Source organism: Streptomyces yamdrokensis, assembly GCF_053890455.1.
In genome coordinates this window covers 2,719,372-2,737,036 of the sequence record NZ_CM132679.1, presented here as the reverse complement: position 1 = coordinate 2,737,036, position 17,665 = coordinate 2,719,372, and the positions used below count along the sequence as shown (strand labels likewise).

General features: G+C 71.7%; 16 protein-coding genes. 10 read left to right on the top strand and 6 right to left on the bottom strand.

All coding sequences use genetic code 11. The annotated features are described in order from the left end of the window. Window positions 1-17 precede the first annotated feature (17 nt). The 3 genes from ACWZEH_RS11730 to ACWZEH_RS11720 all read left to right on the top strand — a co-directional run bounded on the left by ACWZEH_RS11730 (window position 18) and on the right by ACWZEH_RS11720 (window position 2,537). Window positions 18-410 carry a helix-turn-helix domain-containing protein gene (locus tag ACWZEH_RS11730; RefSeq protein WP_456198016.1) on the top strand — a complete coding sequence of 131 codons (393 nt, stop codon included), beginning with the start codon at window positions 18-20 and terminating at the stop codon, window positions 408-410. 81 nt (window positions 411-491) lie between these two features. Continuing rightward, on the top strand, window positions 492-902 hold the full coding sequence (locus ACWZEH_RS11725) for a VOC family protein (protein WP_456198015.1): 411 nt from the start codon (window positions 492-494) through the stop codon (window positions 900-902). 288 nt (window positions 903-1,190) lie between these two features. After that, a complete protein-coding gene (locus ACWZEH_RS11720; protein ID WP_456198014.1) occupies window positions 1,191-2,537 on the top strand; it encodes an AAA family ATPase in 1,347 nt (448 codons plus the stop codon). Window positions 2,538-2,681: 144 nt separating this feature from the next. Here ACWZEH_RS11720 and ACWZEH_RS11715 read toward each other — a convergent pair whose 3' ends face one another. Both ACWZEH_RS11715 and ACWZEH_RS11710 read right to left on the bottom strand, forming a co-directional pair. Next, window positions 2,682-2,903: a DUF397 domain-containing protein gene (locus ACWZEH_RS11715; RefSeq protein WP_456198013.1), complete on the bottom strand. Its 222-nt coding sequence runs from the start codon at window positions 2,901-2,903 to the stop codon at window positions 2,682-2,684. Next, a complete protein-coding gene (locus ACWZEH_RS11710) occupies window positions 2,896-3,690 on the bottom strand; it encodes a helix-turn-helix domain-containing protein (protein ID WP_383807628.1) in 795 nt (264 codons plus the stop codon). The genes ACWZEH_RS11715 and ACWZEH_RS11710 overlap by 8 nt, the downstream gene beginning before the upstream one ends. 77 nt (window positions 3,691-3,767) lie before the next feature. On the opposite strand from ACWZEH_RS11710, the gene ACWZEH_RS11705 reads away from it, so the two are divergent. The 3 genes from ACWZEH_RS11705 to ACWZEH_RS11695 all read left to right on the top strand — a co-directional run bounded on the left by ACWZEH_RS11705 (window position 3,768) and on the right by ACWZEH_RS11695 (window position 5,265). Next, the gene (locus ACWZEH_RS11705) at window positions 3,768-4,250 is read left to right on the top strand and encodes a hypothetical protein (RefSeq protein WP_456198012.1); all 483 of its coding nucleotides are present in this window, start codon (window positions 3,768-3,770) and stop codon (window positions 4,248-4,250) included. Continuing rightward, window positions 4,247-4,609, top strand: a complete 363-nt coding sequence (locus ACWZEH_RS11700) for a hypothetical protein (RefSeq protein WP_456198011.1) — start codon at window positions 4,247-4,249, stop codon at window positions 4,607-4,609. Before ACWZEH_RS11705 ends, ACWZEH_RS11700 begins: the two co-directional genes overlap by 4 nt. Before the next feature lie 350 nt (window positions 4,610-4,959). Continuing rightward, window positions 4,960-5,265 carry an ALF repeat-containing protein gene (locus ACWZEH_RS11695; RefSeq protein ID WP_456198010.1) on the top strand — a complete coding sequence of 102 codons (306 nt, stop codon included), beginning with the start codon at window positions 4,960-4,962 and terminating at the stop codon, window positions 5,263-5,265. Between the two features lie 103 nt (window positions 5,266-5,368). Here the strand turns inward: ACWZEH_RS11695 and ACWZEH_RS11690 are convergent, their stop codons facing one another. Then, entirely contained in the window at window positions 5,369-6,196 is an 828-nt protein-coding gene (locus tag ACWZEH_RS11690) for an endonuclease I family protein (RefSeq protein ID WP_456198009.1), read from the bottom strand. Window positions 6,197-6,574: 378 nt separating this feature from the next. Between ACWZEH_RS11690 and ACWZEH_RS11685 the strand changes: the two genes are divergently transcribed. The 3 genes from ACWZEH_RS11685 to ACWZEH_RS11675 all read left to right on the top strand — a co-directional run bounded on the left by ACWZEH_RS11685 (window position 6,575) and on the right by ACWZEH_RS11675 (window position 12,407). Beyond that, window positions 6,575-10,306, top strand: a complete 3,732-nt coding sequence (locus ACWZEH_RS11685) for an ABC transporter ATP-binding protein (protein ID WP_456198008.1) — start codon at window positions 6,575-6,577, stop codon at window positions 10,304-10,306. A 135-nt stretch (window positions 10,307-10,441) separates the two neighbouring features. Next, complete coding sequence (locus ACWZEH_RS11680) at window positions 10,442-10,828, top strand: hypothetical protein (protein WP_456198007.1); 387 nt, start codon at window positions 10,442-10,444, stop codon at window positions 10,826-10,828. Window positions 10,829-10,973: 145 nt separating this feature from the next. Then, window positions 10,974-12,407: a S28 family serine protease gene (locus ACWZEH_RS11675; RefSeq protein ID WP_456198006.1), complete on the top strand. Its 1,434-nt coding sequence runs from the start codon at window positions 10,974-10,976 to the stop codon at window positions 12,405-12,407. A gap of 71 nt (window positions 12,408-12,478) precedes the next feature. Here the strand turns inward: ACWZEH_RS11675 and ACWZEH_RS11670 are convergent, their stop codons facing one another. The 3 genes from ACWZEH_RS11670 to ACWZEH_RS11660 all read right to left on the bottom strand — a co-directional run bounded on the left by ACWZEH_RS11670 (window position 12,479) and on the right by ACWZEH_RS11660 (window position 16,506). Continuing rightward, entirely contained in the window at window positions 12,479-13,132 is a 654-nt protein-coding gene (locus ACWZEH_RS11670; protein ID WP_456198005.1) for a hypothetical protein, read from the bottom strand. 169 nt (window positions 13,133-13,301) lie between these two features. Beyond that, window positions 13,302-15,197, bottom strand: a complete 1,896-nt coding sequence (locus ACWZEH_RS11665; protein ID WP_456198004.1) for a glycoside hydrolase family 3 protein — start codon at window positions 15,195-15,197, stop codon at window positions 13,302-13,304. 331 nt (window positions 15,198-15,528) lie between these two features. Further along, a complete protein-coding gene (locus ACWZEH_RS11660) occupies window positions 15,529-16,506 on the bottom strand; it encodes a LysR family transcriptional regulator (RefSeq protein ID WP_456198003.1) in 978 nt (325 codons plus the stop codon). Window positions 16,507-16,595: 89 nt separating this feature from the next. On the opposite strand from ACWZEH_RS11660, the gene ACWZEH_RS11655 reads away from it, so the two are divergent. After that, window positions 16,596-17,618 carry an EamA family transporter gene (locus ACWZEH_RS11655; RefSeq protein ID WP_456198002.1) on the top strand — a complete coding sequence of 341 codons (1,023 nt, stop codon included), beginning with the start codon at window positions 16,596-16,598 and terminating at the stop codon, window positions 17,616-17,618. Window positions 17,619-17,665 lie beyond the last annotated feature (47 nt).

The following is a 17,665-nucleotide window of genomic DNA, read 5'->3' as shown; positions in this document are numbered from 1 at the left end:
CGTGCTGGGATGGCACCGTGAGCCGAGCCGTCGAAGAGACCAACCGCCGTATGCTCCGGGCGCGGGACGCGATGGACCGCGACTACGCGCAGCCGATGGACGTCCCCGCCCTGGCGCGCATCGCGCACGTGTCACCGGCGCACTTCACGCGGACCTTCCGGGCCGCGTTCGGTGAGACACCGCACCGCTACCTCCAGCGCCGTCGGGTGGAACGGGCGATGTTCCTGCTGCGGGAGACCGACCACAGCGTGACGGACATCGGCTTCGAGGTCGGCTTCAACAGCCCGGGAACCTTCAGCCGCACGTTCCGCGACATCGTCGGCCGGTCACCGCGCACGTACCGCAAGGAGGCGGCGGCCGTGGGCGTGCCGACGTGCTTCACGATGGCGTGGACCCGGCCGAGTACCTGACCTTCCGGCAGTCGGTGGACACCCGGCAACCGAGTAGTTCTGGATAAGTTTTTGTCCCGCCGACTGGATAGCGTGGGCGTCATGTTCAACGCCATCACGCAGTCACAGATATACGTCCTCGACCAGGACGAGGCCCTCGACTTCTATGCCGGCAAGCTCGGTCTGGAGGTCACCGCGGACATCGACATGGGCTTCATGCGCTGGCTGACCGTCAGCGTCCCCGGCCACCCCGAGCGGCAGATCCTCCTGGAGAAGCCGGGCCCTCCGGCGATGTCGGAGGAGACGGCGGAGCAGGTGCGCGAGCTGCTGACCAAGGGCGCCATGGGCGGTTGGCTCGTCCTCACCACGGACGACTGCCGCAAGACCTACGAGAGGCTGCTGGAGAAGGGCGTGGAGTTCACCGAGGAACCCACCGAGCGCCCGTACGGAATCGACTGCGGTCTGCGTGACCCCTTTGGCAACCGCATCCGCTTCACCCAGCCGAAGGCCTGAGGCGCTCCGGGCAGATGCCGGGCGGGCCAGGACGGGCTCGCACACTCCGCGAGGCACCTGCGCGGAGCGGATGTCCGGTGCCCGTCGCCGCCCGTATCAGGGGACCGGCCGCTACCGGATCGCCTCGACCCACTCCGAGCAGTCGACCTTCCGATGACCGCGGAATCCTGATCACTCGATCGGCTGCGGAGGCGATCCGGTGAGCGATATGTTCTCCGAGTTCACAGGCCTCCCGGTCAGGCTGTTGTCGGACGCGACGACTACCCTGAGCGCGGAGAGGAGGACGGCTTGCTACTGAGATTCCGCGTCGCGAACGTGCGGTCCCTGCGTGACGAGCAGGAGCTGTCCTTCGTCGCGCCCGGTGACGGACCGGACGCATCGGCGAACCCGGTGGACCTCGCGGGCGGCGGATCCCTCTCCGTGCTCCCGCTGATCGGCATCTTCGGGGCCAACGCCTCCGGCAAGTCCAACGTGCTGACCGCGATGACCGACATGCGCAACGCGGTCCTCAACTCCTACGCGCACTGGGCCTCTTACGACGGCATACCGCGTCAGGTCTTCTCCCTGGACCCCAAGAGCGAGAGCGAACCCTCCTTCTTCGAGGTCGATGTCGTCATCGACGGGGTCCGCTGGACGTACGGCTTCGAGCTCGGAGCCACCCGTGTCGAGTCCGAATGGCTGCACAGCTACCCGCGCGGTCGCCGTCAGGAATGGCTCGACCGCGACGCCTCCCGGCCGGACGTCTTCAAGTGGCCCGGCGGACGGGTCAGGGACCGGGCCCAGCTCGTACGGCGTACGCGGCCGAACGCACTGCTGCTCTCCACGGCCGGCACGGACAACCACCCGCAGCTCTCCCCGCTGTTCCACTGGTTCCGCCGCAACTTCTGGATGATCAGCCCGGAGGTCGAGCGGGACGAGCGCGCGCGGTACACCACGAAGGAACTGTCCGGTCCGAGGGCCACCAGGATCCAGGGGCTTTTGAGGGTCGCCGACCTCGGCATCACCGGAGCGACGGTCGTCCAGGACGGCCCGGGCCAGGACACGGTGAAGCTGACGCACCACTCGGCTGCCGGGGACGTGTCCTTCGACTGGCAGGAGGAGTCCTACGGCACCCGGTCCTGGTTCGCCCTCCTGGGCCCTCTGCCCCTCGCCCTCGACGAAGGCGCGGTCCTCCTCGTCGACGAACTCGACGCCAGCCTGCACTCCCGCTTCGCGGCCGAGGTCGTCCGGCTCTTCCACGACCTGTACGCGAACCCCAGGGGCGCCCAGCTGGTCTTCACGTCGCACGACGCGACGGTGCTCACCACCCCGGGCGGCGAGCGGCTCCTCGACCCGGCGCAGGTGTGGCTGACGGAGAAGGACAAGGACGGGGCGACCGGGCTGTATCCGCTCACTGATGTGGAGCCGGGCGAGGACGAGGACCTCACGCGGTCCTATCTCGCGGGGGCCTTCGGCGGGGTTCCGGCTCTCCTGGAGGGGCAGATCGCGCGGCGGCTGCTGGTGGCGCGTGAGGCCGGCGCGTACGACGGGACGGGCGAGCGAACGGTCGTAGGGAGTCGTACGTGGCCAAGCTCACGCTCGCCCAGCTGGAACGGCATCTGTGGGCCGCCGCGGACATTCTGCGCGGCACGATGAGCTGAACAAGCTCCGTCAGCTCAAGCAAGGGCTTGTGGACGATCTGTTGTCGGGGCGAGTCAAGGCTTCTGACGTGGCGGTCTGAGGGAACGGTGTCCGGCCCGCCCAAGGGACGCGGGCCGGATGAATTGTGGCGGTGAGCGGTCAGGCGGACAGGTGGCCGTCCTTGACTGCTGTGACGAACGATGTCCAGCCGGTCGACAGGAAGACCAGTGCAGGCCCCTGAGGGACCTTGGAGTCACGGACCGGGACGCCGGTCGGGCAGCCGTCCAGGACCTCGATGCAGCTGCCGCCTTCGTTGCCGCTGTACGTCGACCTGCGCCAGCCGTGCAGGGAGGAGGCGTCGGGGATGCTGGGTTCATTCACGGTGTTCGTAGTCCTTTGCTGTCGCCCTCATCAGGGTTACTGACTCCTTGAGCGGCATTGCGTCGCCTAGCGCGAGATCGTAGGTGCCTTCAAGGCGGTCGACCATGGCGGGGGAGTCGTGAATCTTGCCCACCTGGATGCCTTCGGAGTACGCCACCGGCGGCTGATCCTCGAACTTGAGCAGGGTGAGCATGCTCTGCATGAGGGGGTGGACCCCCAGTCCGAAGGGCAACACGTGGACGCGTACGCGTCCTGATTCCACCAGCTTCACGATGTGGCGGAGTTGTTCCGCCATGGCCTCCGGCCCGCCCACCACTCGCCGCAGCACAGCCTCGTCAAGCAGTGCCCACACTACGGGTGTCACCGGGTCTTCCAGGATCTTCGCCCGCTCAAGGCGTGTGACAACGAGCCTGTCACATTCCACTTCACCCACCGGAGGGAACGACGTGCTCAGAACCGCACGCGCGTACCTTTCCGTCTGGAGGATGCCAGGGATGAACGACAGGGCGAACTCCCGGATCATCGTTGCCTGCTGTTCGAGTTGAAGGGCCGCCTCGAAGTACCCCGCGACAGCGGTGTCCTCGTCCGGCAGGAAGCTGCTGAGTACATCGCCCGTGTTCAGCGCCCTGTCGAGGCGTCTCGCGTCCTCCTTGGACGGGGTGCGCCGGCCTGCTTCGATGTGCGCGATGTGCGAACGCGTCATGACGGCGGCCGTGGCCAGTTCCTGCTGCGTCAGCCCGGCCGCCTCGCGTTGCGCCTTCAACCACTCCCCGTAGATGTTGCTCATCGTCAACTCCCGTGTGACGGATGCGTTGTCACCCCTGACCCCCTGGCGAGCCTAGCTCGGCCGGTCTCACTCTGTGAGTGGATCGCTACACAGCGACGTCCATGCACGTCGACCTGCCCTCGGGCACGGAAGACCCCCGCGACCGCTACCGACGGCCCGGGGGCATGGCCCTCAACCGCATCGGAGTTGAAGACGTGTTGAACCGTATCGCCCGCCTCGTTGAGCCGCTGCTGCGGCTCCTGTGGCCCGCCTCCGGGCGCCACCGGCACCGGAACCGGCACCGCGCCGGGGGAGTGGCGCGGCCCACCCCCGTACCGGCCGGCCCCGTCGCACCCGGCCGCCACCCCTCCCCGCACGAAGTCCTCCTCCACGGCGAGGACTCCCGGCTCGTCCGCCCCTACCTCCTCGCCCACGAGCGGCGTACGCAGGCCAGGCAGCAGCGCGCCCGTCGCCGGACCATCTGGCTCGCCGTGCACGGCATCGACGTAGGGCCACGGCACATCCACGGTGTCGACGTCGGCCCGCGCCGATTCCGGGGCAACGAGGCGGCTGTCTCGTGATCTACAAGAGCCACGACGGCGCCGCCACGGTCGGCCGGCCCCGCCTCCTCCCCTGGTCCAACCTCGACGGCAACCCTTGCTACCTCGTCACCGACGGCACCGGCACGGGCCGTCTTGCACGCCTCGCCGACGACGTCGAGGCGGTCCAGCTCGGCATGGCCGACGACCTTCTCGGCCACGCCGTCGATCTCCTGGGCGACGGCAAGGCCACCGCGCCTCGACTCCGTTACCTCGCGGCTTGCTTGGCCGAGGCGCTCCATGACGTGCATCGCATCGCCCGCAGCAGGGGAGCGCGTCTCCCCGTGCCCCACGACGACGAAGCCTCCCACGTCACCCCTGAAGAGGCCCCCGGCGTCTGACCCGCCCCCTCCGCCGAGCGTGCGGACGTACCGGAACAACGCCCCGTACGTCCGCACGCTCAGCCGTGTCCTGATCCGCTTCACCCGGCCGAAGGTCTGAGTTCGTCCGGACAACCGCAGGCAGGCGCGGGATGGTTGCGGGCGGGCGCGGGCAATGAGCGGGCGGTGAAGGCTCCCTGATTCGGGCATTGATGCGGACGGTTCCGCCCGGGGAGAACCTCTCGGCCGTACGACATGCCTACGACACAAGGTGGTTGCCCCTGTGAGACTGTCCCGCGCGACCCTCGCCCTGGCTGCCGGCGCCCGCCGCTGTCGCCGAGGCGTCGGAGACGGGCTCCCCGTACGACGAGATGGACGTGCACGGCCTGCGCATCGCCATCCTCCGGATCCTGTCCGCCCCCGACAGCGGTAAGCGGGTGACCCGGGAGGCGAACCAGCTCCTCGACAACGGCACCGTGGAGGAGATGCGGGCCTGGCTCGGGACGGGCTATCGCGTTGCCCGGTTCGAGGGTGACCGTGTTGCCGTCTTCCGGATCCTCGCCGGCCCCGGTATCAGTGACGCCCTGCGCGCAGCGGCGGAGACGGCTCCGGACGAACGCACCCCGGAGGCGCTGCGGCACTTCCTCGAGGTCGGACGGTACGAGGTCGACGGGTAGGGCTTCGTCCGGGCGGGCGGGCGTCCGGGCAGGCAGGCGGGGCTGCCGGGGTGGTGCCGTGGTGCCCGGGGCGGTGTCGCCGGGCACCACGGGAGACGGTGGGCTACCAGATCGCCTCGACCCACTCCGGGTGGTCGATGAACGGGTTGCGGTTGTGCTGGTAGGAGTCGTAGATGACCTGGTTGCGGCGCTCCTCGAAGGCGTCCGGCGGGTCCTGCTCATTCCAGGCCTTCAGTACGGAGAGCCTGCCCATGTACGGGGCGCTGCCGTTGTTGACGTTGCCGTTGACCTCCAGGTCGGCCCAACCGTCGCCGCCCTCGTAGCGGACCGCCATGTAGAAGATCATGCGGGCCACGTCGCCCTTGACGGCGTCGCGGGGCTCGAAGGAGTCGGAGTCGGTGAGGCTGCCGCCGCCGCCGGAGACGGCGCTGCCGCCGTTGTCGAAGTCCTTGTTGCCGCGGACGCTGTTGACCCGGACGTCCGTCGGGCGCAGGTGGTGGATGTCGGTGCCGGGGCCGGTGGAGGTGCCGAAGTCGCCGTGGGACTTGGCCCACACGTGCTCGCGGTTCCAGTCGCCGGTGTCCCCGCCGTTGAGGGACTTGCTGCGGGAGAGGCCCGAGTACAGCAGGACCACGTTGTTGCTGTTGCGGGGGTCCTGGTCGGTGGCCTTCAGCGCGTTCCAGACGCCCGAGTAGGACAGCTTCGTCTGGCTGCTGATGATCGTGTGCAGCGAGGACCTGAGAGCGGTCCCCGTCTTGCCGACCGCGTTCTTGTAGTACGTCGAGTCGTAGGACGTGGTCGTGGCCGTGGCGGGGACCGCGGCCGTGGCGGGGGTCGCGGTCAGGGCGGGGACGGCGAGGGCGGTGAGCGCGGCGGCCGTGGCGAACGCCACCGCCTTGTGGCGCCGGGTGCGCATGCGTATCGCGAGCATGTGGGGGCGTCCGATCTACGCGGGTTGAATGAAGGTGCTCGCATCGTGACATGGACATGAGGTCGAGGGAATGTACGTGACGTGTCGGTCGCGTGACGTCCTTCAGGAGGAGCGCCCCGCTCCGGGGTGACCGGCCTGGGCGCGACGGGATCCGGCGACGGGCCGGAAGGTGCCCGGCCCGGGGCCGGGGCGACGGAGCTGGGGGCGACGGGGTCCGAGGCCGGCCGGGCGAACCGGGGCCGCCGGTCCGCCCAGCCCGGTCGTCCCGCCGGAGGCGGCCGCCCCGAAGGGGTCGGAGGGATGAAATCCGGTGCGGTGGACGTTGGTGTCTTCCGGTAGATCAGAACAATCGGATCAGTACGACCGGAGGGCACCCGCGTGACACCGCAGCAGGGATGGGCACGGCGACTGGGCACGTACGCGTGGCGTCATCCGGGGGACGTCGTGCTGGCCCTGGGCTCGTCCCTCGGCGGCATGGCCGTGATGGCGCTGGTCCCGCTGTTCACCAAGGTGATCATCGATGACGTGATCGGCGACCACACCCGCGCCATGGCCCCCTGGGCGGGCGCACTGATCGGTGCCGCGGTCGTCGTCTACGTCCTCACGTACATCCGCCGCTACTACGGCGGGCGGCTCGCCCTGCACGTCCAGCACGACCTGCGGACCGACATGTACCGGACGATCACCCGGCTCGACGGCCGCCGTCAGGACGAGCTGTCCACCGGGCAGGTCGTCGGACGGGCCACCAGCGACCTCCAGCTGATCCAGGGCCTGCTCTTCATGCTGCCGATGACCATCGGCAACATCCTGCTGTTCCTGATCTCGCTCGGGATCATGGCGTCGCTGTCGCTGCCGCTCACGGCCGTCGCCGTCGCCGTCGCCCCCGCCCTGTGGTGGATCGCCAGGCGCAGCCGCACCCGGCTGCACCCGTCCACCTGGTACGCGCAGGCCCAGGCGGCCGCCGTCGCCGGCGTGGTCGACGGCTCCGTCAGCGGCGTCCGCGTGGTGAAGGGCTTCGGGCAGGAGGAACAGGAGACGGGCAAGCTCCGCGAGGTCGGCCGCCGGCTGTTCGCGGGCCGGCTGCGCACCGTCAAGCTGAACTCCCGGTACACCCCGGCCCTCCAGGCCGTCCCGGCCCTCGGCCAGGTGGCGATGCTCGCGCTCGGCGGCTGGCTCGCCGTGCGCGGCAACATCACCCTGGGCACGTTCGTCGCCTTCTCCACCTACCTCGCCCAGCTGGTCGGCCCGGTCAGGATGCTCGCCGTCGTACTGACCGTCGGGCAGCAGGCGCGGGCCGCCACCGAGCGCGTCCTGGAACTGATCGACACCGAGCCGTCCCTCGCCGACGGCACCAAGGAACTCCCCGCCGACGCCCCGGCGACCGTCGAGTTCGACGACGTCTCCTTCGGCTACGACCCCGCCCGCCCGGTCCTCAACGGTCTGTCCTTCGAGATCCGGCCCGGCGAGACCCTCGCCGTCGTCGGCGCGTCCGGCTCCGGTAAGTCCACCGTCTCCCTGCTCCTGCCGCGCTTCTACGACGTCACCGGCGGCGCCGTCCTCGTCGGTGGGCACGACGTGCGCGAGCTGACCAGCGAGTCGCTGCGGGCCGCGATCGGGCTGGTCCCGGAGGACTCCTTCCTCTTCTCCGACACCGTGCGGGCCAACATCGCGTACGGCCGCCCGGACGCGACCGGGGAACAGATCGTGGCCGCCGCCCGCGCCGCCCAGGCCGACCGGTTCATCGCGGAGCTGCCCGACGGTTACGACACCACCGTCGGCGAGCACGGACTGACCCTCTCCGGGGGCCAGCGCCAGCGCGTCGCGCTCGCCCGCGCCATCCTCACCGACCCGCGCCTGCTGGTGCTCGACGACGCCACCTCCGCCGTGGACGCCCGTGTCGAGCACGAGATCCACGAGGCGCTGGCCGGGGTCATGCGCGGCCGCACCACCCTGCTGATCGCGCACCGCCGCTCCACCCTGGGCCTCGCCGACCGCATCGCCGTCCTCGACGGCGGCCGGCTCGCCGACATCGGCACCCACGAGGAGCTGCAGCGGCGCTCCGCCCTCTACCGACGGCTGCTCACCGACCCCGACGAGCTGGGCGGCGTCTCCCCGGGCCACCACCCGACCGTCGTCCTGCGCGAGGACGACACCGCCGACACCACGGTCCGCGCGGAGCTGGACGCCGAGTTCGACGCCGAACGCGGAGTCACCCCCCGCCTGTGGACCGGCGACCGCGAGCCCAAGGACACCGCCCTGGCCGACAGCCCGGCCACCCCGGAGCTGCTCGCCCAGGTCGCGGCACTGCCTCCGGCCGACGACGTCCCCGACGTCGACGAGCGCCGGGCCGTGCAGCCGGAGGAGTCCTACGGACTGCGCCGCCTCCTGCGCGGCTTCCGCACGCCCCTGCTCATCAGCCTCGGCTTCGTCGCCGTGGACGCCGGCGCGGGCCTGCTGCTGCCGGTGCTGATCCGGCACGGCATCGACGACGGCGTCACCCAGGCGGCCCTCGGCGCGGTCTGGGCGGCGGCCCTGCTCGGCCTGCTCGTGGTGGGGGTCCAGTGGGCGGCGCAGACCGGCGAGATCCGGATGACCGGACGCACCGGCGAACGCGTGCTGTACTCGCTGCGGCTGAAGATCTTCGCCCAGCTCCAGCGGCTCGGCCTCGACTACTACGAGCGCGAGCTGACCGGCCGGATCATGACCCGGATGACCACCGACGTCGACGCGCTGTCGACGTTCCTGCAGACGGGCCTGGTCACTGCGTTCGTCTCGGTGGTCACCTTCTTCGGCATCATGGCGGCCCTGCTGGTGATCGACGTCCAGCTCGCCCTGGTCGTCTTCGCCACGCTGCCCCCGCTGATCATCGCCACGTACTTCTTCCGCCGGGCCAGCGTGAAGGCGTACGAGCTGGCCCGGGAGCGGGTGTCGGCGGTCAACGCCGACCTCCAGGAGTCGGTCTCCGGGCTGCGGATCGTGCAGGCCTTCGGGCGTGAGCGGGAGGGCAACCGGCGCTTCGCCGAGCGCAGCGACGGCTACCGGGCCGCCCGTATCCGGGGCCAGTGGCTGATCTCGGTGTACTTCCCGTTCGTGCAGTTCCTGGCGTCGTCGGCAGCGGTGGCGGTCCTCGTCGTGGGCGGGATCAGGGTCGACAACGGGACGCTGACGACGGGCGCGCTGGTCGCGTACCTGCTCTACATCGACCTGTTCTTCGCCCCGGTGCAGCAGCTCTCCCAGGTCTTCGACGGCTACCAGCAGGCGTCCGTCTCGCTGGGCCGCATCCAGGAGCTGCTGCGGGAGCCGACGTCCACCCGGGACGCCGCGAAGCCGCTCGGCGTGCCCTCGCTGCGCGGCCGGGTCGCCTTCGAGGACGTGCGCTTCGCCTACGGGGACGAGGAGGAGGCGCTCAGCGGCATCGACCTGGACATCCCCGCCGGGCAGACCGTCGCGTTCGTCGGCGAGACCGGGGCGGGGAAGTCCACCCTGGTCAAGCTGGTGGCCCGGTTCTACGATCCGACCGGGGGCAGGGTCACCGTCGACGGCGCCGATCTCAGGGACCTCGACATCACCGCGTACCGGCACCGGCTCGGCGTGGTCCCGCAGGAGGCCTACCTCTTCCCGGGCACGGTCCGCGACGCCATCGCCTACGGCCGTCCGGACGCCACCGACGCCGAGGTCGAGGCGGCGGCCCGCGCGGTCGGGGCGCACGAGATGATCGCCACGCTGGAGGGCGGCTACCTGCACGAGGTCGCCGAGCGCGGCCGGAACCTCTCCGCCGGCCAGCGCCAGCTGATCGCGCTGGCCCGCGCCGAACTCGTCGACCCCGACGTCCTGCTGCTCGACGAGGCCACGGCCGCGCTCGACCTGGCCACCGAGGCCCAGGTCAACCAGGCGACGGACCGGCTGGCGGGACGGCGTACCACGCTGGTGGTCGCGCACCGGCTGACCACCGCGGCCCGCGCCGACCGGGTCGTCGTCATGGACCACGGCCGGGTCGTCGAGGACGGCACGCACGGCGAACTGCTGGCCCGCGACGGGAAGTACGCCGCGCTGTGGCGGACCTTCGTCGGGCAGGCCGAACCGGAGGAGCCGGTCGGCGCGGGACGGTGAGCTCGCGGCGGCCGGCGCGGGGCCGGGGTGGCGGTCGGGAAGGCGGGCGGGCAACCATCCGGGGTACGCCGTGCGTCCGTACACCCGTACGTCGTCGGTCGCGGCACACGCGGTGCGGTACGGGGAGGAACGGCAGTGGGAAGTGGAGCGACACACCGGCGGCTCGCGCTCGGCCTGGCGGTGCTGACCTCGGCGGGGCTGCTGGTGGTCGCCGCGCCGGCCGACGCACAGGCCGCCGCGCACTGCCCCGGGCGCAAGATGCGCACCCTGCCGTTCTCCACCGGCTCGGTCGTCGTCTACAAGCGCGGCGGCTACCTCTGTGCCGTCACCCTCGCCAAGAAGCCCGGCACCAAGCGGAAGATGTCGGTGAGCATCCGGGCGCGCGGCGGCCGTCCGGTGGTCGACGAGGGCCACTACAAGCGGCACGCCGGCCCGGTCACCGTGCACGCCGGGCGCCGCTGCGTCTGGGCGAAGGGCAGGGTGGCCGGCGGTTCGGTCAGCTCCGGTTGGATCCTGTGCTGAACGCGCGCCCGGACCCGAGCCGCGATTTCTGTCCGGCGTAAGGCCTTTGCCCTCTTCTGCGCAGAGGGTTATCCCCATGTCCCCTGGTGCTCGGGCGAGTTGGTCGGTTAGCTTCCGGCCACATCTGTTCGACAGGGGAGTGTGCATGCGCAAGGCGCTCAGATGGCTGCTGACGCTCACGATGCTGATCGGCACGGTGGGCGCGGCGAGTGCGGCCACCGCCGCCGAGACCGACGTCACCGCCGGCACCGACATCAAGGAGAGACTGCTCTCCGTCCCGGGCATGAGCCTTCTCGAGGAGAAGCCGTACACCGGGTACCGCTTCTTCGTCCTCGACTACACCCAGCCGGTCGATCACCGCAGGCCCTCCAGGGGCACCTTCCAGCAGCGGATCACCGTGCTGCACAAGGACGTGGCGCGGCCGACCGTCTTCTTCACCGGTGGCTACAACGTCTCGACGACGCCCCGCCGCAGCGAGCCGGCCCAGATCGTGGACGGCAACCAGGTCTCCATGGAGTACCGCTTCTTCACCCCCTCCCGCCCGGACCCGGCCGACTGGTCCAAGCTGGACATCTGGCAGGCCGCCAGCGACCAGCACCGCATCCACCGGGCGCTGAAGGGGATCTACTCGAAGAACTGGATCTCCACCGGCGGCTCCAAGGGCGGCATGACCGCCACGTACTACGAGCGTTTCTACCCGCGCGACATGGACGGCGTCGTCGCCTACGTCGCCCCCAACGACGTGGTGAACAAGGAGGACTCCGCCTACGACCGCTTCTTCCGGAAGGTCGGCACCAAGGAGTGCCGCACCCGCCTGAACGGCGTGCAGCGCGAGGCGCTGGTGCGCCGCGGGGCGCTGAGCGAGAAGTACGAGGCCCTCGCCGCCGAGAACGGCTACACCTTCGACACCGTCGGCAGCCTGGACAAGGCGTACGAGGCGGTCGTCCTCGACTACGTGTGGGGCTTCTGGCAGTACGGCAGCGTGGCGGACTGCGCGCAGATCCCGGCGGACGCCGAGAACGCCACCGACGACGAGATCTGGAACTCGGTCGACACGATCTCCGGCTTCTCGTTCTACACGGACCAGGGCCTGGCCCCGTACACGCCGTACTACTACCAGGCCGGTACGCAGCTCGGTGCGCCGACGATCCACTTCCCGCACATCGAGAGGAAGTACGTCCGCTATGGCTACCAGCCGCCGCGCCACTTCGTGCCCCGCTCGATCCCGATGACGTTCGACTCCCGGGCCATGCGGGACGTCGACACCTGGGTGCGGCACAACGCCCGGCAGATGCTGTTCGTCTACGGCGAGAACGACCCGTGGGGTGCCGAGCCCTTCCGCCTCGGCAGGGGCGCGCGCGACTCGTACGTCATGACCGCCCCCGGCATGAACCACGGTGCCAACGTGGCCGGTCTGGTCGACGAGGAGAGGGCGCTCGCCACGGCCCGCATCCTCGACTGGGCGGGCGTCGCGCCGGACGCGGTCAAGGACGACCCGGCCGAGGCGAAGCCGCTGGCGAAGTTCGACCGCAAGCTGGACGTGCGGGACATCGAGCGGGAACCCGCGCTGCACCGTTAGGGTCTGCTGCGAAAGTGACGCCTGCCGCGGCGTCACTTTCGCAACAGGCCCTGGGCGTGGGCGGTGACGGCTCACACCGGGCGGGCGCAGCCCACCGGTGAACTGCCGCCGAGCCGGACGTAGAGCGTCGTGGACGCCGGGCACTCGTGCCTGGCGTCCACGGCCTTCGTCACCTCGTACTCCGGCGCGTGCTCCCCCGTGCCGTCGCAGGCCGTCTCACGGACCTGTCCGTCGTCCAGGTCGCGGACGCAGTCGCCGACGATGGTGCGCGGCCCGCCCCCGCCGCCGGGATCGCCCGGGTGAGGGGGCTGGAGGTTGCGCATGCAGGCGTAGCCGCGCGGCACCGCCCCGTCGCCGTCCTCGTCGGACGCGGGACGCTGCTCGCCGATGTGCAGGACGAAGTCCGTGGTGGCGGGGCAGCGCGGCCCGTCCCGGACGGTTCCGTCGTGGCGGGCGACGACCCGGGCCGCCGCCCGCTCACTCGTGCACGGCACCTCGGTGAAACTGGTCCGGCCGAACGAACTGCACTCGTCGATCGCGAGGAACACCGCCCCGTACCCGGAGGGCCGGGCCGGCACCGGCGACACCGTCACCGTCCGCCGTCCGTCCGGGTGGCCGTTCTTCTCGGCGCCGCCCGGCGCGCTCTGGCAGCCGGCCGACAGGGCCGCGGCCAGCACGGAGAGCGCGCACACCGCACCCAGGGAACTTCTCACGTGCGTCACCATCCCCCGAACACCCCCGTCCAGCGTGACCCGCCACAGCGGGTCACACCAGGGATACGGCATGCTTTGCGCACGTCGGTGAGGATGTGTCGGGTGTGTGACGTACGGGTGCTACGTCAGGCGGGCTACCCGGGGCGGGCGAGACCACGGACGCCGTGGCCGCCTGCCGTGGTCAGTACGTCAGCCCGTGCCCGACCGGGTACAGCACCGCCGCCGGGTCGTCCGCCCGCTGCACCGGTACCGGCAGCGTCCCGCGCGGGTCCACCCGGCCCGCGATCACCCGGGCCGCGGCCCGCAGTTCCACGTCGGTCCAGGAGTACGTCGCCAGGTACGCCGGTACGGCGGGCAGACGGGCCACGTCGTACGGGTTGCGGATCGCCACCGCGACCACCGGCCTGCCGGTCGCCAGGAGCCGCTCGACCAGCGTCCGCTGGCTGCTCGCCGCCGTCACGTTGTACGTCCCGACGACCACGGCGTCCGCCTCCTCGGCGGCGGCCACGGCCCGGTCGATCATCGCCGCGGACGGTGCCGTACCGGTGGACAGGGCGGTGGCGGTGAACCCCAGTTCGCCCAGCGCGCCCGCCAGCACGCCGGTCGGCGGTCCCGTCGTACCGGACGGGGAGGCCGGGTCGGCGCCGACGACCAGCAGCCTCGGCTGCCTGCGCCGGGACAGTGGCAGCACGCGGTCCTCGTTGACCAGCAGGGTGGTGGTCCGTTCGGCGATCCGGTCGGCCGCCGCCCGGTGCGCCCGGGTGCCGACCGTGCGGTCCACCCCGTCCGGGGAGGCGTACGGGTCCTTGAACAGGCCCAGTCTCGCCTTCAGCCGCAGCACGCGCAGGATCGATTCGTCGAGCCGGGCCTCGGTCAGTTCGCCGTCCTGGACGGCCTTCAGGACGGCGTTCCACGCCACGTCCAGGGACGGCGGGTTGAGCAGCTGGTCCACACCCGCCTTCAGGGCCAGCACCGGCACCCGGTCGTCACCGTACTTCGTCCGCACCCCCTCCATGCCGAGGGAGTCGGTGACCACGACCCCGTCGTAGCCCAGCTCCTCGCGGAGGATGCCGGTGAGGATCGGGCGGGAGAGGGTCGCCGGGTCGTCGGAGGCGTCGAGCGCCGGGACCATCAGATGGGCCGTCATGATCGAGTCGACGCCCGCGGCGATCGCCGCCCGGAACGGCGGCGCGTCCAGCTTCTCCCACTGCTCACGGCTGTGGGTGATCACCGGGAAACCGGTGTGGCTGTCGACGCCGGTGTCGCCGTGCCCGGGGAAGTGCTTGGCGGTCGCCGCGACCCCGGAGCGCTGGTACCCGGACACCTCGGCCGCGACCAGCTCCGCCACCGCCCGGGGCTCGGACCCGAAGGACCGTACGCCGATGACCGGGTTGGCCGGGTTGACGTTCACGTCGGCCACCGGGGCGTAGTCCTGACGAATGCCCAGGGCGCGCAGCTCGCGCCCCGCGATCCGGCCGAGGTCGCGCGCGTCGGAGCGGGAGGCACCCGCACCGACGGCCATCGCGCCCGGGAACAGGGTCGCCGGCTCGCCGACGCGCGCCACGATGCCGTGCTCCTGGTCGGTGGAGATGAGCACCGGCAGCCCGCGCGGCAGACCGAGGGACGCCTTCTGGATGCCGTTGGAGAGGCTCGCGATCTGGTGCGGATCGCGGGTGTTGTGCGCCCAGGTGAAGTAGATGATGCCGCCGACCCGGTACCTCTCCAGCAGTTCGGCGGCCGTGCGCACGCCGATCTCCTCGAGGTTGGCGTCGATGTCCGCCTGGTCGGGTTCGGTGGCGGAGTGGCCGTAGACCCGCGCCACGAACAGCTGGCCGACCTTCTCCTCCAGGGTCATCCGGGAGAGGAGGGCGCGGAGCTTGCGGTCGTCCGGGGAGGCGGGGTCCGCGGCGACGCCGGAGGCGCCGGCCGCGTGCGCGGTGGCTCCGGCGGCGAGGGCGGTGGTGACCGCCGTCGTGGCGGCGAGGACGGCACGTCTGGACGGACGCGCGGCAGCGCTCCCCTGCGTGCTCTCCGTGCTCTCCGTGTTTCCTGTGCTTCCCGTGCTGCTGTCGGGCACGTGCGCTCCTTTGGGAGATGATCCGCGGGGACCCGCTGAAGGAAACTGCCGAAGAGTCACCAATATCCGGGAAGTTTCTGCCAGTCAAGGGTGTGGACGTGGTGGGCGCGGTCGGCGGGCGCGGTCGGCCGGGGGTGCGGGCGGGGCCGCCATCGGCGCTTCGGGAGGGGGCGCGCCGATGGCGGTGCTGCCGGCCGCGGCACGGAGGAGAGGGTGGGTCGGCGTCGCAGCCAGTGGCGAGTGGCCGACACCGCGCCGCGCGGACCCTTCCGGCAGTCCGCGTAGGGGACGGGAGGGCGCGGGCGTGGGTTCCCGGGTGCGGGCGGAGAACTCAGCTCGGGGCGGACACCGGGTCCTGGGACGCCTGGGATGACCGGGGTGTCCGGGGCACGGGTGGCCGGTGTGCCGAGACGGCGGGCCAGTGGGCGCCCAGGGTGCGGACGGTCTCCGCGATCGCCGGACGGCGGGCCGCGCCGGCCCGCCACAGCGCGTACACGTGCCGTACGGGCATCGGGTCGAGCGGGACCTCCACCACCCCGTCAGGCAGCGGGCCGCGCCCGAGCCGGGGGATCAGCGCGATGCCGAGTCCGGCCGCGACCAGGGCGACCAGGGTCGGGTTCTCGTCCGCCTGGTGCACGATGTCCGGCTCGTGCCCGGCGGTACGCAGGGTGCGCACCAGCCACTCGTGGCAGACCCGCCCCGGCGGCTGGCAGATCCACCGCTCGCCGCCCAGCTCCTCGCGCCGTACCGCCGTGCCGCGCTCCGCGAACGGATGCCCGCGCGGCACCAGCAGATCGCACAGGTCGTCCCCGACGACCGCCTGCTCCACGCCCGCCGGGGCGGGCAGCGGCGCGATGTCCCAGTCGTGCGCGACGACGAGATCGACCGCGCCCTTGGCTACCAGGTCCACGGACAGGTGCGGGTCGACCTCGGTCAGCCGGGTGTCGAGCGCGGGATGCCGCCCGGCCAGGTCGGCCAGCACGGGTGGCATCAGTCCGCGCGCCGCCGACGCGAAGGCGGCGATGGTCAGCCGTCCGGACGGCACCCCGCGCCGTTCCTCCAGCTCGGTCTCGGCCCGCTCCACGATCGCCAGCAGTTCCTGCGCGGTGGTGACGAGATGGTGCGCCGCGTCGGTCAGGCGTACGCCCCGGCCCTCCCGCTCCAGCAGCACGGTCCTGGTCTCCCGCTCCAGTTTGGCGATCTGCTGGGAGACGGCGGAGGAGGTGTAGCCGAGCGCCGCGGCGGCGGCCCCGACGGTGCCGTGCACGGAGACGGCGTGCAGCGCGCGCAGACGCTGGAGGTCGAGCATGACGGCTCCCGATCGGTAAGCGGTGCTTCATCCCACCATGCAGGAATCTTCGCTGGTGCTGAAGGGTCGCGGGCGGTGATCCTCGACGTATGCGACCTTCCCACGTCCTGCTCGCCGTTCTCGTCGCCGCCGTCTGGGGCGTGAACTTCGTCGTCATCGAGATCGGCCTCGACCACTTCCCGCCGCTGCTGTTCTCCGCGCTGCGCTTCCTCGTGGCGGCGGTGCCCGCGGTCTTCCTGGTGGGGCGTCCGAAGGTGGCGTGGAAGTGGATCGTCGGGGTGGGCCTCGCGCTCGGGGTGGCCAAGTTCGGGCTGGTCTTCGTCGGCATGGACGCCGGCATGCCGGCCGGGCTGACCTCCCTGGTGCTCCAGATCCAGGCGGTCTTCACGGCCCTGTTCGCGTTCCTGCTCCTCGGTGAACGGCCCGCGCGCGTCCGGCTGGTGGGCATGGCGGTGGCCCTGGCCGGAATCGGCGTCGCCGCCGTCGACGAGGGCACCTCGGGCCCTCTGGGCGCGTTCGCCCTGATCATCGCCGCGGCGGCCTGCTGGGGCGTGTCGAACGTGCTGACCCGCAGGGCCGCGCCCGACGACGCCCTGAACTTCATGATCTGGGTGAGCACGGTGCCGGTCCTGCCGCTGCTGGCGCTCTCGCTGCTCCTGGAGGGCCCGTCGCGGGACCTGGAGGCACTGGGCGCGCTGGACCCGCCAGGGGCGGGCGCCCTGCTGTTCGTCGCCTGGGGCGCCACCGTGTTCGGCTTCGGGGCCTGGGGCTGGCTGCTGCGCCGTCACCCCGCGTCGACGGTGGCGCCGTTCTCCCTTCTGGTACCGGTCTTCGGGATGTCGTCGGCAGCCCTGTTCCTGGGCGAACCGGTGAGCCCGCTGCGGTGGTGGGCGGCGGCCCTGCTGGTGGGCGGGGTGGCCCTCGCGTCGTTCGGGGGACGGGAGCGGCGGGCGGGCCGGGAGGGGGAGCCCGCGGCCGGGGCGGACGGGGCCGGCGGCGAGGTGAGCGGGCCCGGCGACGGCGTGCACGGATCCGGCGGGCGGGGGGCCGTGCCGGCGGGGCGGTGCGCGGGGCCGGCCGGGGGACGGGAGCCGGCTGTGCCGGGTCGTTGAGGGGTGGAACCGGCGGGCGGGCGGGCCGGGAGGAAGGGCCCGGGGCC

Bases quoted from the DNA above. Each gene is read 5' to 3' on its own strand.
- ACWZEH_RS11725 (WP_456198015.1), top strand. From the start codon at position 492: ATGTTCAACGCCATCACGCAGTCACAGATATACGTCCTCGACCAGGAC.
- ACWZEH_RS11710 (WP_383807628.1), bottom strand. From the start codon at position 3,690: ATGAGCAACATCTACGGGGAGTGGTTGAAGGCGCAACGCGAGGCGGCC.
- ACWZEH_RS11695 (WP_456198010.1), top strand. From the start codon at position 4,960: ATGGACGTGCACGGCCTGCGCATCGCCATCCTCCGGATCCTGTCCGCC.
- ACWZEH_RS11690 (WP_456198009.1), bottom strand. From the start codon at position 6,196: ATGCTCGCGATACGCATGCGCACCCGGCGCCACAAGGCGGTGGCGTTC.
- ACWZEH_RS11675 (WP_456198006.1), top strand. From the start codon at position 10,974: ATGCGCAAGGCGCTCAGATGGCTGCTGACGCTCACGATGCTGATCGGC.
- ACWZEH_RS11670 (WP_456198005.1), bottom strand. From the start codon at position 13,132: ATGGTGACGCACGTGAGAAGTTCCCTGGGTGCGGTGTGCGCGCTCTCC.
- ACWZEH_RS11660 (WP_456198003.1), bottom strand. From the start codon at position 16,506: ATGCTCGACCTCCAGCGTCTGCGCGCGCTGCACGCCGTCTCCGTGCAC.
- ACWZEH_RS11655 (WP_456198002.1), top strand. From the start codon at position 16,596: ATGCGACCTTCCCACGTCCTGCTCGCCGTTCTCGTCGCCGCCGTCTGG.